General features: G+C 72.5%; 13 protein-coding genes. 11 read left to right on the forward strand and 2 right to left on the reverse strand.

Annotation, left to right across the window (positions count from 1 at the left end):
• Positions 1-2 precede the first annotated feature (2 nt).
• The 3 genes from IW245_RS04160 to IW245_RS04170 all read left to right on the forward strand — a co-directional run bounded on the left by IW245_RS04160 (position 3) and on the right by IW245_RS04170 (position 4,361).
• Positions 3-599: an FKBP-type peptidyl-prolyl cis-trans isomerase gene (locus tag IW245_RS04160; RefSeq protein WP_197001874.1), complete on the forward strand. Its 597-nt coding sequence runs from the start codon at positions 3-5 to the stop codon at positions 597-599.
• An 82-nt stretch (positions 600-681) separates the two neighbouring features.
• Positions 682-1,923 (forward strand): MFS transporter, encoded by a 1,242-nt coding sequence (locus IW245_RS04165; RefSeq protein WP_197001875.1) that lies wholly within the window; start codon positions 682-684, stop codon positions 1,921-1,923.
• A 245-nt stretch (positions 1,924-2,168) separates the two neighbouring features.
• Positions 2,169-4,361: a M4 family metallopeptidase gene (locus IW245_RS04170; RefSeq protein ID WP_197001876.1), complete on the forward strand. Its 2,193-nt coding sequence runs from the start codon at positions 2,169-2,171 to the stop codon at positions 4,359-4,361.
• Positions 4,362-4,416: 55 nt separating this feature from the next.
• Here IW245_RS04170 and IW245_RS04175 read toward each other — a convergent pair whose 3' ends face one another.
• The gene (locus IW245_RS04175; protein WP_197001877.1) at positions 4,417-5,325 is read right to left on the reverse strand and encodes a hypothetical protein; all 909 of its coding nucleotides are present in this window, start codon (positions 5,323-5,325) and stop codon (positions 4,417-4,419) included.
• A 130-nt stretch (positions 5,326-5,455) separates the two neighbouring features.
• Between IW245_RS04175 and IW245_RS04180 the strand changes: the two genes are divergently transcribed.
• From IW245_RS04180 to IW245_RS04215, 8 genes are all read left to right on the forward strand, one after another.
• On the forward strand, positions 5,456-6,751 hold the full coding sequence (locus IW245_RS04180) for a serine hydrolase domain-containing protein (protein ID WP_197001878.1): 1,296 nt from the start codon (positions 5,456-5,458) through the stop codon (positions 6,749-6,751).
• Positions 6,751-7,497 carry a GNAT family N-acetyltransferase gene (locus IW245_RS04185; protein ID WP_197001879.1) on the forward strand — a complete coding sequence of 249 codons (747 nt, stop codon included), beginning with the start codon at positions 6,751-6,753 and terminating at the stop codon, positions 7,495-7,497. The genes IW245_RS04180 and IW245_RS04185 overlap by 1 nt, the downstream gene beginning before the upstream one ends.
• On the forward strand, positions 7,494-8,609 hold the full coding sequence (gene menC / locus IW245_RS04190) for an o-succinylbenzoate synthase (RefSeq protein ID WP_197001880.1): 1,116 nt from the start codon (positions 7,494-7,496) through the stop codon (positions 8,607-8,609). Before IW245_RS04185 ends, menC begins: the two co-directional genes overlap by 4 nt.
• Before the next feature lie 51 nt (positions 8,610-8,660).
• Positions 8,661-10,235, forward strand: coding sequence for a helix-turn-helix domain-containing protein (locus tag IW245_RS04195; RefSeq protein WP_197001881.1), 1,575 nt, complete (start codon positions 8,661-8,663; stop codon positions 10,233-10,235).
• A 25-nt stretch (positions 10,236-10,260) separates the two neighbouring features.
• Positions 10,261-11,787 carry an N-acyl-D-amino-acid deacylase family protein gene (locus IW245_RS04200; RefSeq protein ID WP_197001882.1) on the forward strand — a complete coding sequence of 509 codons (1,527 nt, stop codon included), beginning with the start codon at positions 10,261-10,263 and terminating at the stop codon, positions 11,785-11,787.
• A gap of 377 nt (positions 11,788-12,164) precedes the next feature.
• Positions 12,165-12,422, forward strand: a complete 258-nt coding sequence (locus tag IW245_RS04205) for a LutC/YkgG family protein (protein ID WP_233473129.1) — start codon at positions 12,165-12,167, stop codon at positions 12,420-12,422.
• 96 nt (positions 12,423-12,518) lie between these two features.
• A complete protein-coding gene (locus tag IW245_RS04210; protein ID WP_197001883.1) occupies positions 12,519-13,535 on the forward strand; it encodes an L-tyrosine/L-tryptophan isonitrile synthase family protein in 1,017 nt (338 codons plus the stop codon).
• A gap of 3 nt (positions 13,536-13,538) precedes the next feature.
• Complete coding sequence (locus IW245_RS04215; RefSeq protein ID WP_197001884.1) at positions 13,539-14,333, forward strand: TauD/TfdA dioxygenase family protein; 795 nt, start codon at positions 13,539-13,541, stop codon at positions 14,331-14,333.
• Positions 14,334-14,381: 48 nt separating this feature from the next.
• Here the strand turns inward: IW245_RS04215 and ybiA are convergent, their stop codons facing one another.
• Positions 14,382-14,951 (reverse strand): riboflavin biosynthesis intermediates N-glycosidase, encoded by a 570-nt coding sequence (gene ybiA, locus IW245_RS04220; protein ID WP_197001885.1) that lies wholly within the window; start codon positions 14,949-14,951, stop codon positions 14,382-14,384.
• Positions 14,952-15,117 lie beyond the last annotated feature (166 nt).

Raw genomic sequence — 15,117 nt, forward strand, 5'->3', positions numbered from 1 at the left:
ACGTGGGCAACCCGGTAACCAATGAGTCGGCCAAGAGCCCGACGAACGCCCGACGGTTGGCGAAGCGCGAGGCCGCGGCCCGTGCCGTCGCGGCCAGGGAGGCCGCCGCGCGCCGCCGCAAGTGGCGGGCGGTCGCGCTGGGCGCGTTGGCCGTGCTCGTCGTGGTCGCCGGTGTCTACCTGCTGGCCCGGGGCGGTTCGGACAGCCCGGCGCAGTCCGGGGGCCTGGACCCGGCGCTGAAGACGAAGCCGGTGGTCACCGCCGGCACCGGCACCGTGTCCAAGCTGACCGTCACCCCGCTGATCACGGGTAAGGGGCCGGAGACGAAGGCCGGCCAGTCGATCAGCGTGAACTACGTCGGCGTGTCCTACGCGACCGGCGCGGAGTTCGACGCCTCGTGGAAGCGCAACGAGCCGTTCAGCTTCCAGCTGGGTGCCGGCGGCGTCATCAAGGGCTGGGACCAGGGCCTGGTCGGCGTCAAGGTCGGCAGCCGGGTGCAGCTCGACATCCCGTCCGACCTGGCCTACGGGGACGACCCGAGCAGTGGGCGGCCGACCGGCACCCTCCGGTTCGTCGTGGACGTCCTCGACGCGAAATAGCCCTCCTGTGTACCAGAGATAGCGGGTCAGCGGCCATCCCCGTCCTGCTGGTTGGATCAGCGGCATGACGGGGATGAACGCTGTGGTGACACGAATCCTGCCTCCCGCCGGACTGGCACGCTCGCTGGCGTTGCAGTCCGCGCTGATCGCCGTGGGCAGCGGCACCTTCCTCACCGGCAGCGTGGTGTTCTTCACGCACGTCGTGGGACTCTCGCCGGTGCAGATCGGCGTCGGATTCTCCCTCGTCGGTTTCGTCGGACTGGTGGGGTCCCTGCCGCTCGGGCACCTGGCTGACCGGCTCGGCGGCAAGAGGGCGTGGGTGATCGGGGCCGTCGCGGAGGCGGCCTGCTTCGCCTGCTACCCGCTGGCCCGCGGCTTCTGGTCGTTCCTCGCGGTCCTGCTGGCAGCCTCGGTGGCGGACCTGCTGGCGGGCGCGGGCCGGCACGTGTACGTCGCGGCGGCGCTGCCCCAGGAGAGCCGGGTGCGGTCGATGGCGTTCATGCGCGCGTACCTGAACATCGGGTTCACGGTCGGCGCGGGGCTCGGGGCGGTCGCCCTGGCGTTCGACTCGACGGCGGCGCTCGTCGCGATGGTACTGATCAACGCCGTGGGGCTGCTGGTCAACGCCCTCGTGGTGTCCCGGATGCCGCGGGTCACCGTCCCCGCCGCGACCCGCGAGGCGCGTCCGTTCGGCGTGCTCACCGACCGGCCGTACCTCGCGCTGTCCACGGTTTTCGCCGTGATCTGGTGGCACGGCCTGATCTTCACCGAGGTCCTGCCGTTGTGGGCCATCACGCACACCGACGCTCCCAAGCCGGCGCTGGGCGCCCTGTTCGCCCTCAACACCGTCATGGCGGTGCTCCTGCAGGTACCGGCCACCCGCACCGCCGACACGATCGCCGGCTCCACCCGGTTGCTGCGCTGGGCCGGTCTGGCCACGGCTGTCGCGTGTCCGGTGCTCGCGCTCAGCGGCCGGACCCACGGCTGGGTGACCGTCGCCGTCCTGGCCCTCGCGGTCGTCCTGACCACGGCCACGGAACTGTGGGCTTCGGCCGCGCAGTGGCTGTTCACCACGGAGATCCCGCCGGCCGACCAGCGGGGCGCGTACAGCGGGGCGGCCAGGACCGTCGGCAGCGTCGGCCGCATGGTCGGCCCGGCGGCGCTGACCTTCCTGGCGATCCAGACCGGCGGCTGGGGCTGGTGGGTGATCGCCGGTGTCTTCGTCGGCGCGGCGGCGGTCACCGGACCCGTACTCGGATGGGTCACCCGCACGCCGAGAAATGGTCAACCGGTACCGGAATCCACTTTCGCCACCACCGGTTGACAAAAGGAATTCCGGGAAACTCGTCCGTCAAGGTGAATTGGTGTCCACACCCCTATTCACCTGCGGAAACCGCCAACGGGTAAGTGTAGAAATTGTCAAAGGACCTAAGCCGTCCTTATGGTGTTCTTAATGTTCCGTTAAGCATTGTTCGGTGATGCTGCTTGCCTCCGCATTGGCGGGGCGCGCCTGGCGGAAACTCTTTCGCAGCCGCTGTGCGCGTGAGAATGGGAAGGACAACCCCTCACATGACTCACGTAGGAATCTGGTCCCGACGGGCCGCGCTGATCAGCGCGGCCGTCGTCTCCGGTGGCGTACTGGCCACAGCCGGGTTCGCCGCCAGCAGCCCCGTCCGAGCCCCCGGCGGGGACACCGCGGTCCGCGACGCGCTCGCGGCCGTCTCCGGCGACGCCGACGGACTCGTGGCCAAGGGTGTCCAGGTGGACGCCGACGGCACCCGACACGTCCGCTTCGACCGCACGTACCGGGGCCTGCCCGTCCTGGGCGGGGACTTCGTCGCCCACAGTGGCCGCGACGGCCAGTTCACCCGGAGCCAGAACGCGCCGCTGAACGTGTCGACCACCCCGGCGGTCACCGCGCAGCGGGCGGCCGAGCTGGCGGCCGGCGGCTTCGCAGGCAAGCCGGCGAATTCCACCCCGACCCTGGTCGTGGACGCCACCCAGGGTTCGGCGGCGCTGGCCTGGAAGGTCACGGTGCTGGGCACCGCGTCCGACGGCACGCCGAACAAGCTCACCGTCGTCGTCGACGCGCAGAGTGGCGCGATCCGCAACGCGGAGGACACCCTCAGGACCTTCGTGGCCAGGGGGATGAAGCCGGCCGGAGCCGCGGCGGCGTCCGCGTCGGTCGCCGCGTCGGGTAACGGCAAGGGCTACCAGGTCGGCGACGTCACCATCGGAGTGAACTCGATCTCCGGCGGCTATGAGATGAAGGACCCGAACCGGGGCAACGGCGAGACCCGCGACGCCAACAACAAGGGCGACGCGAGCGGCAACACCGACCCGACGGTGGCCAACTCGCTGTCCTTCACCAGCACCACGACGACGTTCGGCGACAACACGTTGAACAACCGGGCCACGGTGGGCGTTGACGCGCACTTCGGTATCGCGGCGACGTGGGACTACTACAAGAACGTGATCGGCCGTAACGGCATCAAGAACGACGGCGTGGGCGTCATCTCCTACGTGCACTACTACGTCAACTACGGCAACGCCGGCTGGTCTGACACGTGCTCGTGCATGATCTACGGCGACGGTGACGTCGGCTCCAAGCCGTTCACGGAGCTGGACGTCGCCGGTCACGAGATGAGCCACGGTGTGGCCGCCGCGACCGCCGCGCTGGGTTACTCCGGTGACGTCGGTGGCATCAACGAGGCCAACAGCGACATCATGGGCACCGAGGTCGAGTTCAACGCGAACATCCCGGGCGACGTTCCGGACTACCTCATCGGCGAGAAGATCGACATCAACGCCAACGGCACGCCGCTGCGGTACATGGACAAGCCGTCCAAGGACGGCCGGGGCTCGGTGGACTGCTGGACGACCAGCACCAAGAACCTCGACCCGCACTACTCCTCCGGCGTCGGTAACCACTGGTACTTCCTGGCCAGCCAGGGCTCGGGCGCCTCCACGGTCAACGGTGTCAACTACGACAGCCCGACCTGTGGCGCACCGGCCGTGGCGGGGATCGGCCACACGACGGCGGCGAAGATCTGGTACCGGGCCCTGTCGACCTACTACACCTCGACAGAGACCTACCCCTCGGCGCGTAAGGACACCATCAAGGCCGCCAACGACCTGTACGGCACCGGCAACGGCGCCCAGTGCGCCACGGTCAAGGCCGCGTGGGCCGCCGTCGGCGTCGGCGTCCAGGCCGGCGAGGCAGCGTGCGCCACCGGCAACGCCACCCCGTCCCCGACCCCGTCGGCGACCAAGCCGCCCACCCCGTCGCCCTCGCCGACCCAGGGCGGCACCTGCAACGCGCAGCTCGTCGGCAACGGCGGATTCGAGTCGGGCACCAGCCCGTGGACCGGCGACACCGGCGTCATCCAGGCCGGCGGCACCGTCCAGCCCGCGCACGGCGGTACCCGGATCGCGTGGCTCGGCGGCAACGGCTCGGCCAAGACCGAGCAGGTCTCGCAGTCGGTCACGATCCCGGCGGGTTGCAAGGCCAGCCTGAAGTTCTACCTGCACATCGAGACCCAGGAACGCGGCTCCACGGTGTACGACAAGTTCACCGTCCTGGCCGGCAGCACCGCCCTGACCAGTCTCTCCAACGTCAACGCCGCCGCGGGGTACGTACTGCGGACCGTGGACCTGTCGGCCTACGCCGGGCAGACGGTCACGCTGAAGTTCACCGAGACGGAGGACTACTCGCTCAAGACCAGCTTCGTCGTCGACGACGTGACGGTCACGACCTCGTAGCGGACTCCTGGGGAGGAGCGGGGCCGGTCGTCTCAGGACGGCCGGCCCCCACCGGTCACTCCCACTCCCAGAACACGCCGTACAGCCCGGGGGCCACGTCCCGCACCGCGATCGTGGCGGTCAGGGTCGCGCCGAGTTCCACCTCGCGGAGCACGTGGATCTCCGCGTCGACGGAGGCCTGGACGAACTCGTGACAGCGCTCCGGCACCGCGCGGGGATGAAACGTCACCTCCCCGACGTAGAGGCCGGCGGGCCGCCCGAAGAACCGGCCGAACCGGTGCTCCGGATGCCCGCCGGGCTCGAAGACCAGCTCGAAGTCGAACGACGTCACCTCGCCGGGGCGCAGCAGCCGGTCGAACAGCAATTCCACGAGCGTCACCCCGGAGTCCGGGTCGGCGCGCACCCGCCCCCGCCGGCAACCGTGGCCGGCGTGCAGCGTCCCCATCGGACGGGTCGGGTCGTCGCCCTGGTGCAGCACCAGCCACCGGCCCACCTCGCCGACCGCGCGGGCGACCTGGCGGACCCGGATCCGCGACTCCGCGCCGTGCTCGTTGAACTCGTACCGGTCGTGCACGCTCTCCGACACGAGGTCGATGTTGATCGCGTCGGCCCTGGTCTCCGCGCCGAACTCGTCGAGGAGGTGCGGCACCTCGTGCAGCCGGCTGAAGCCGGTGGCCGGCGGCTGCCCGACGAAGCGGCCCCGCGGCCGGGGCGGCCCCAGCAGGGCGGCCAGCGAGTCCTCCGGCAGGTCGAGGACGTTCTCCAGCACGGTGACCGCCCGCAGCGACGGGGCCCGCTCCGGCCGGCGCAGCCCGCGCCGCCACAGGCTCAGCGTCGACATGCTCACCGCCACCCCCGCCGCCGCCAGTTTCGCCTGCACCCGTTCCAGGCTCAGGCCGCGCACCTCGATCGCGCGGTGCAGCGCGACGGCGAACGGGTTGCCGACAGGCTTGTCGTCAGTCACACCTTGGAGTGTGCCGGGCGCGCGGCCGGACCACCGCCGGAACGCCCGTTGTGCCGCTGCACGAATTCCGGCGGCGTCCTCGGTGCCCGGGGACGAGGCGCGGGACCCGGCCGGGCTCTAGGGTCAGGCGATGGACGACATCCAGCTCCGCCTCGACGACCTGGCCCGGGCCCACAACGTGCCGGGCGCCGTCCTCGCGTTCGGCACCGGCGACGCGGTGCACGAGTACGCAACGGGTGTGCTCAACACCGCCACCGGCGTGCCGACGACCACCGACTCCCTCTTCCAGATCGGCTCGATCACCAAGGTGTGGACGGCGACCCTGGTGATGGGGCTGGTCGAGGAGGGCCTGGTCGACCTGGACGCGCCGGTGCGCGAGCACCTGCCGGAGTTCCGCACCGCCGACCCCGGCGCGACCGCCACCGTCACGGTCCGCCAGCTGTTGTCGCACACCTCCGGCCTGGACGGCGACCACTTCGTCGACACCGGGCGCGGCGACGACTGCGTGGCGAGATACGTGGCCGCCTGCGCCGACGTCGCCCAGATCCACCCGCCGGGCGCGACCCTGTCCTACTGCAACACCGGGTACGTGATCCTCGGCCGGCTCATCGAGCACGTGACCGGCCGGACGTGGGACGAGGTCCTCCGCGAGCGGCTGATCGCCCCCCTCGGGCTCACCCACACCGTGACCCTCCCGGAGGAGGCGCTGCGGTTCCGGGCCGCCATCGGACACGTGGACGGCCGGCCGGCCGCCGTGTGGAGCCCGCCGCGCTCGGCCGGCCCCGCAGGGCTGATCTGCGCCCGTGCCGCCGACGTGGTGGCCTTCGGCAGGTGGCAGCTGGAGCACGGGCCGGCGGCGATGCGCGTGCCCCAGGCGGCGATCCCCGAATACCACAGTCCCGGCTCCTGGGGCCTGGGCTGGGCCCTGGAGACCTGGGACGGCCGCGAGGTCTTCGGCCACGGCGGGGCCACGATCGGCCAGACCGCCCGGCTGTACGTGCTCCCCGACGCCGGAGTCGTCGCCTGCCTCCTGGTCAACGGCGGCCAGTCGGCGGCGTTCCAGCACGCGGTGTTCACGGACCTGTTCGCGCGCCTGTGCGACCTGCGCCTCCCACCCCGCCCCGCACCGCCCGCCGCACCCCCGACGGTGGACCTGACCCCCTACGTCGGCGTGTACGAGCGGGCCGGCGTCCGCCTGACCTTCACCGCCCGCGACGGAGCCCTGCACCTGCTGTGGGAGACCACCGGCGCGCTGGCGGCCATGGCCCCGAGCGTGGAGGTCGACGGGATCGTGCCGGTCGGCGACGGGGTGTTCCTCGGCCGGTACCCGGACGACCCGGTCTGGTTCTCGATGACCTTCTACGCCCTGCCCGACGGCGCGCCGTACGTGCACCTGGGCATGCGCGCCACCCCGAAGGTCCGCTGATGCGCGTCGAGGAGCTGACCGACGCCGACGCCCAGCGGGAGGCCGCCCACCTGCTCGGGAGCATCTGGGACGCGCCGGTCGTGGCCCCAGCGCTGCTGCGCGCCGTCGGATACTCCGGCGGCTACGTCGCCGGCGCCTACGACGGCGCGGAACTCCTCGGCGCGGCGGTCGGCTTCCTCGGCGCCGGCGGACACCTGCACGCCCACGTCGCCGGAGTGACGGCCGCCCGGCGCGGCACGTCCGTCGGATTCGGACTCAAGCAGCACCAACGCACCTGGGCCCTCGCCCGGGGCATCAGCAGGGTCTACTGGACCTACGACCCGCTGATCCGGTCGAACGCCTCCTTCAACCTGCGCCGCCTCGGCGCGCTGCCGGTGCGCTACCTGCAGGACTTCTACGGCCCGATGACCGACGGGGTCAACGCCGGCGACGAGACCGACCGGCTGTACATGGCCTGGGACCTGACCGATCCGCGCGTCGTCCTCGCCGCCGCCGGCACCCGGGCCGAGGTGTCCGACGAGGGGGCCGAGCCGCTGCTCGACGAGGCCGGCACCTTGACGCCGAACGGCACGCGCCGGCTCACCGTGGCCCTGCCCGCCGACATCACCGCCCTGCGGGCCACCGACCCGGCCGCCGCCTCGCGCTGGCGGCACGCCGTGCGCACGGCGCTCCTCGGCGCGTTCGACGACGGTTACCTGATCACCGGCCTGACCCGACGGGGCCACTACCTGCTGGAGTTGTCGTGAGAATCGAAGGCGTCGAACTCCGCCGGATCCGGATGCCGCTGGTCGCGCCGTTCCGGACCTCGTTCGGGGTGTCCACGGACCGCGACGCGCTCCTGGTGCGGGTGGTCACCGCCGACGCGGAGGGCTGGGGCGAATGCGTGGCGATGACCGCGCCGCTGTACTCGCCGGAACACGTCGACGGCGCGGCCGAGGTGATCCGCCGGTTCCTGCTCCCCGTCCTGTACGCGCTGCCCGACCTCGACGCGCACGCCGTCGGGCCGGCGTTCGCCCCGGTCAAGGGGCACCCGATGGCCAAGGCCGCCGTGGAGATGGCCGTCCTCGACGCGCAGCTGCGGGCGGCGGGGATGACCTTCGGGCGCTTCCTCGGCGCGGTCCGCCCGACCGTGCCGGCCGGGGTCTCAGTGGGCATCATGGACTCGGTACCCGCGCTGCTCGACGCGGTGGCCGGCTACGTCGACGCCGGGTACCTGCGGATCAAACTCAAGATCCAACCGGGCTGGGACATCGCCCCGGTCCGCGCCGTCCGCGAGCGGTTCGGCGACGACCTCGCGCTGCAGGTCGACGCGAACACCGCCTACACCCTCGCCGACGCCCGGCACCTCGCCCGGCTCGACCCGTTCGGGCTGCTGCTGATCGAACAGCCCCTCGGCGAGGACGACCTGCGCGGACACGCCGCCCTCGCCCGGCTGATCGGCACCCCGGTGTGCCTGGACGAGTCGATCACCTCCGCGCGGGCCGCCGCCGACGCGATCGCCCTGGGCGCCTGCTCGGTGGTCAACGTCAAACCCGGCCGCGTCGGCGGATACCTGGAGGCCCGTCGGGTGCACGACGTGTGCGCGGCCCACGGGGTACCCGTCTGGTGCGGTGGAATGTTGGAGACCGGCCTCGGGCGGGCCGCGAACGTGGCCCTCGCCGCCCTGCCCGGCTTCGTGCTGCCCGGCGACACCTCCGCCTCCGACCGGTACTACGCCCGGGACATCACAGCCCCCTTCACCCTCGAGGCCGGGCACGTGCGGGTGCCGACCGGAGCCGGCCTGGGCGTCGTGCCGGATCCGGCGGCGCTCGACGACGTCACGGTCGACACCACCTGGTTGTCGCCGAGCACCAGATGACCGGCAACATTTGGTGCATCGGCACTATCAGGGCGCGCGTAAGGTGCGGGGATGAGCTGTAGCCTCCGTCGGATCCTGATCGACCTGGGATCGACAGTGCTGGACGTCGCCGCACCGGGCGCGGACCTGGACGCCGAGGTCACCGGCGTCGTGATCCACGACCCGCACGACGAGCCGGCGACCACGGCCGGCGGGCTGCTGCTCGGGATCGGGGTCCGCGGCCCGCAGGACGTCGCGGCACTGCTCGGGCAGCTCGGCCAGGCACGCGCCGCGGCCCTCGTGGTGAAGGGTCCGGTCGACGTCACCGACGAGGTCCGCGCGGCGGCCCGCGACTCCGGGGTCACCCTGCTGAGCCTGACCGCCGGCGCGGCCTGGGCGCAGGTCGCCGCCCTGCTGCGCGGCCTCCTCGACGAGGCCGGCACCGGCGTCGGGGAGGACATCGACGGGGACCTGTTCTCGGTCGCCAACGCCGTCGGGGCGCTCCTGGACGCGCCGGTGACGATCGAAGACCGCTCCTCACGGGTACTGGCCTTCTCCTCCCGCCAGGACGAGGCCGACGCGCCCCGGGTGGAGACCGTCCTCGGCCGCCAGGTGCCCGAACGGTTCCGCCGCCTCCTCGAACAACGCGGCTTCTTCCGCCGCCTGTACTCCGCACCCGGACCGGTGCGGATCGAACTCGGCGAGGACACCCTGCCCCGGGTGGCGATCGCCGTGCGGGCCGGCGACGAGATCCTCGGCTCCGTGTGGGTCGCCGTGCGCGACCCGCTGTCCGCCGCCGCCGACCGGGCCTTGCGCGACGCCGCCGGGGTCGTCGCCCTGCACCTGCTGCGCCGCCGCGCCGGGGCCGACGCGCGGCGCAGGGTACGCACCGACCTGCTGAGCACCGTGCTGGCCGGCGGGCCCGACGCCGCCGACGCGGCCGGCCGACTGGGGATCGCCACCGGTCCGCTCTGCGTCCTGGCCGCCGAGATGGCCGAGGACGACGGGGGAGACCCGCTCGCCGTCGAACTCCAGCGCCAACGGCTATCCGACGCGCTCGGACTGCACCTGGCGGCGGTGCACCCGCGCACGGCCGCCGCCGGGATCGGCCGCGTCGCGTACGCGGTCCTGCCACTGCCCGACGGGGCCGACGAGACCCGTGCCGCCCGCGTCGCCGCCAGCCTCCTGGAGCGGACCGGCCCGCTGAGCACCGCGAACATCGGCGTCGGCCGGGCGGTGACCGGGCTGCCCGACATCGCCCGGTCCCGGGCCGACGCCGACCGGGTCCTGCGGGTCCTCCGCTCGCGGGGCGCGACCGGCACCGTGGCGGGCCGCGCCGACACCCACTTCGCCTCGCTCCTGTTGCACCTCGCGGACCTGGCCGCCGCCGACCCCGCACCCGACGGCCCCTACCAGCGCCTCCTCGCCTACGACGCCGCGCACGACGCGGACCTGACCCGCACCCTGGCGGCGTACCTCGACGCGTTCGGTGACACCCGGGCCGCCGCCGAGGCCGTGCACGTGCACCCGAACACGTTCCGGTACCGGCTGCGCCGGCTCACCGAGGTCGCGGGCCTCGATCTCGCCGATCCGGACGCCCGCCTGGCCGTGGCCCTCCAGATCCGCCTGCACCGGCCGAACCGGTGACCGACCAGAATCTGCGGGAGAGCCGATGATCGACCTGTTGTTGCGAGGCGGCACCGTCCACGACGGACTAGGCTCCCGCGCCGTGACCGCCGACGTGGCCGTCACCGGCGACACCGTGTCCGCCGTCGGCGCGGACCTCGGCCCGGCCCGGCGGACCATCGACGTCTCCGGCCTCCTCGTCACCCCGGGCTTCCTCGACCCGCACGCGCACTCCGACATGGTGCCGCTGATGGCCGACCCGCAGCCGTTCAAGCTGCACCAGGGCGTGACCACGGAGATCGTCGGCAACTGCGGCTACTCGTTCGCGCCCCTGTCCGCCGACGCCGCGCGGGAGGCGTCGGTGCTGTTCGCGGACATCAGCGCCGGGATCGCGGTCGGGGCGCGCACCTTCGCCGGGTACCTGGCCGCCGTCGCCGACGCCGGGCCCACCAACCACGTCGCGGCCCTCGTCGGGCACAACACCCTGCGCCTGTCCGCCAACGGCATGGACCGCGACCTGAGGCCCGGGGCCGCCGAGCACATGGCCCGCCTGGCCGACGAGGCGTTCGCCGCCGGCGCGGTGGGCCTGTCCAGCGGGCTGATCTACCCGCCCGGCTGCTACGCCGACACCGCCGAACTCACCGCCCTGGCCAGGGTCGCGCACCGGTGGAACCTGCCGTACGCCACCCACCTGCGCAACGAGGACGACGGGCTCCTCGACGCCGTGGACGAGGCGGTCGCCATCGCCCGCGACGCGCGGGTCCGGCTCCAGGTGTCGCACTGCAAGGTCGCCGGCCGGCCGAACCACGGGACGGCCGGCGCGCTCCTCGAACGGTTGCGCGCCGCCAGGGTCGCGGGCGTCGACGTGCGCGGTGACCTGTACCCGTACCGGGCCGGCGCGACCGTCCTCGCCGCGCTGCTGCCGGCGGCGGCGCACGAGGGCGGGGTGCGGGCGCTGCGGGCCAGGCTCGCCGACCCGGCCACCCGCCGGGCACTGCGCGGCGGCCTGTTCGACCTGACCGGGCCCGGGGACGTGCTCCTCACCGGCGGACCGCACGCCGGGCGGACCCTGGCCGACGTCACGGGACCCGGCGACCCCTGGGACACCCTCTGCGACCTGGTCCTCGCCGACCCCGGCACCGGAATGGTGGTCACCCTGATGGCCGAGGACGACGTGCGGGAGCTGATGGCTGATCCGCTGGTCGCGATCGGCTCCGACAACGGAGTGCCCGTCGGGCTCCAGCACCCGAGGACCTGGGGCTGCTTCCCGCGCTTCCTCGGCACGTACGTCCGCGACCTGGGCGTCGTCGACTGGCCGGAGGCGGTCCGCAAGTGCACGTCGGCGACGGCCGACCAGTTCGGCGTGGTGGGGCGGGGCTGGCTCGGGCGCGGGGCGGTGGCGGATCTGGCCGTGTTCGACCCGGACACCATCGGACATCCGGGCGGCTACGACCTGCCCGACCTACCCCCGACCGGCATGCGGTTCGTGGTGCTCGCGGGGCACGTGGTGATCGACGACGGGGTGTTCGTCGGCGAGCGCAGGGGCCGGGTGCTGGGCACCGGTCCGACCTGACCGTGACCGCGTCGGCCGTCAACCATCCCCGTCCGCTCCGGACCCTGGTGCGTCACGCTTCACGCAGGGAACCGGGTCGGCCTAGGTCCAGAGTGGACAGATCCTCCCACAGTGCCGGCGGCACCGGGGTGCTGGCCCAGCGCACGTTGTCCCGCGCCTGCGTCGCGGTGCGCATTCGACCACGACCGTGGCCAAGGCCGGGTGCCGGCCGGGGAACAGCATGGCGGCGTGCGGCAGGTCCACCCCGTGCCGGTCACAGATCGCGGCGAGGTCGCGGGCGTGTCCGAGGACCTCGGGGGAGGCGGGCCCGTAGTTGAAGTACGCGCCGTCAGCGGGGTGCGCGCTGGCCAGCAGGCCCGAGTTGAACCGGCACCATCATCCTCGACGGGGGAGCGGCGCAGGGGCGGCGCGCGCTCACCCTCGTACCCGATCATCATGTGTGCGTTGTGGGCTCCGACCAGGTGGTGGCCGGGCTGCCGGAGGCTGTCGCCCTGCTGGACCCCCGCTGGCCCCAGACCTGGATCTCCGGGCCCTCGGCGACCAGCGACATCGAACTCCAACGCGTCGAGGGCGTGCACGGCCCCCGCAGGCTCGACGTCGTCCTCGTCGAGGAGGACACGACACCGGAAAATTAGTCAACTTCCATGTTGCCGTGGATATCAGGCCACTGTGGACAGTGGATATCCTGAACCTCGTCCCAATCCGGATCAGCTGGTTCGAAACGGGGTTCCGTGTTGCCCAAGAATGGCAGTAGCTCCATCACTTTCGGCACACCACCATCCATCGGCCCGAAGCGGGCCGGCCACACCGACGAGATCGCCGAGCGGGTGCTGCGGTGGGTGTTCCGCTACCGCAGGCTCGCCGAGCCGGAAGACCCATGCGCGACCGTTCCGTGCGAGCGGTGCTTCGACATCCACCGCCCCACGGTGGCGGCGTTCGTCGCCGCCGGGCGTCCGATCCACTTCGTGCTCCCCGCCTTCCCCGCCAAGTCGCCCAACCCCGGCAAGGTGCTCGGCACGCTCCCCGACCTGGCCGAGCGGTTGGCGGTGGAGTTCCTGCAGTCCATGTGCGAGCACATCGGCCGGTTCCACGAGCCCGGCGCCTCGATCACCATCTGCTCGGACGGGCACGTCTTCGCCGACCTGGTGGGGGTGTCAGACCTCGACGTCTCGGCGTACGGTGCCGAGCTGAAGAAGGTGATCGCCGCTACCGGTGGGGGCGCGATCGACACGTACAGCCTGGACGACGTGTTCGGCCGCCAGCCCTACGACCAGTCCCGGGCCCTGCTGGACCGCGACTGGGCAACGCCGCTCCCGGAACTGCGCGAACGGGTCCGGCGGGACCCGACCTGGACCACCCTGTTCAACGGCATCCACCGGTTCGTCTTCGAGGACGCCGCGGCCCTCAACCCCGACCAGAGCCGCACGAAGCTGCGCGACGCCGCCAAGGACGTCGCCTACGGGGTGATCGCCCGCAGCAACGCGTGGAGCCGGATCGTGGAGAGCGCCTTTCCCGGCGCGGTCCGGCTGTCCATCCACCCCCAGCCGGTGCACTCGCCCAAGATCGGCCTGCACCTGGTGCCGACCCGTGACGCCTGGCTCACCCCCTGGCACGGCACGGCCCTGCACGACGGCAACGGCCTCGCGCTGGTCAAACGCGCCGAAGCCGAGAGCCTCGCCGCCCAGATGGTGTGGCGGCACAACCGACCGAGCCACTTCGTCGCCGCCTCGGCACCACACAGGAGGTAACCCGTGACCACCGCGTTCACCACGACGACCCTGTCGCCCTTCGGCCAGGTGGTCCAGGCCGACGGGCCGGACCCCGACCTGCGCGCGCTATCCCCCGAAGCGCTCGCCGAGCGGGCCAGGACCCACAAGGTACTGGTCCTGCGAGGCTTCCCCCTCCTGTCGATCCCCGACCTGGTCGACTACTGCCGGGGCTGGGGCGAGATCCTGGAGTGGGACTTCGGACCGGTACTCGACCTGGTCATCCACGACGAGCCGCGCAACTACCTGTTCGCCCGCGGCGACGTGCCGTTCCACTGGGACGGCGCCTTCGCCGCGCACGTGCCGAGCTTCTTCCTGTTCCAGTGCGTGCAGGCCCCGCCGCCCGGCTCCGGGGGTGAGACGGTGTTCTGCGACACCACAGCCGTGCTCCGCGAGGCCGGTGACGACCGGGTCAAGCAGTGGGACCAGCTCACCGTCACCTACCGGACCGACAAGCTGGCGCACTACGGCGGGCACCGGGTCCAGCCGCTGGTGGACTCCCACCCGCGGACCGGCGAGCGGACCCTGCGCTACGCCGAGCCGCTGCCCGAGGGCGACTACCTCAACCCGCTGTTCCTGGAGATCGAGACGCTGGACGACGCGGAGCGCGAGCGGTTCTGCGCGGAGTTCGCCGAGTACGTGCACCAGCCGAGGTTCTGTTACGCGCACGAGTGGCGCGACGGGGACATCGTGATTGCCGACAACCACGCGCTCATCCACGGCCGCAACGCGTTCGGCACCGACGCGCCGCGGCACCTGCAACGAATCCAGATGATCTGACAGTCGGGGGCCGCGGTTCCCTCCGCCGGTGGGGCGGGAACCGCGGCCTCAGCCGGGGGCCAGCCGGGCGCGGGCTGCCATCAGGGCGAACCCGAGCAGGTTCAGCCCGCGCCACCGGGCCGGGTCGGTCGCGCGCGGGTCGGTGGCGGCCAGGCCGGTGCCCCATACCCGGTCCAGTGGGCTGGCCTCGACGAGGACCCGGCTGCCGGTACCCGTCAGATAGTCGCGGAGCGCCGGGTGCTGGCCGAATTTCGCGACGCTTCCGGCCGTCACCAGAGCGAGCCGGCCGGCGTCCCAGGCGTGCTGGTCGAAGCCGCGCACCTGCCGCCCGAGCGCCTTGGCGGCACCAGGGCTCGGGGCGGCGAGCACCCTGGCGAGGATCTCGCCGTCGCCGAACATCCTGGCCTTGCCGGCCATCATGTAGTGCTCCGCCGTCGGGTAGCGCACCCCGTCGACGGTGAACGGCGCCGGCCACCACTGGCTCAGGCAGCCGGCGCCGACCCTACCGCCGGGTTCGGGGCGGTGGCCCCAGAACAGGAGGTACTTCAACCGCGCGCCGCAGGCGACGAGGAGGCGTAGTTCGTCCACGTCGCGGGGGAGGGTTGTGGGGCGGGGCATGTCGGACAGCCTGCCAGGGGCCACCGGCCCGGGCGAGTGAATTCCGTGTCCGGCAACACCCGATCGCCGCCAGGCCATGGTGGACAGACGGGGCGGACGGCGAGTCACGGATCAGAGACGATGAGGGTGGATCTATTGTTACGCGTCGGCATCGGTGAAACCGTTT

Source organism: Longispora fulva (genome assembly GCF_015751905.1).
In the GTDB taxonomy this organism is placed as follows: domain Bacteria; phylum Actinomycetota; class Actinomycetes; order Mycobacteriales; family Micromonosporaceae; genus Longispora; species Longispora fulva.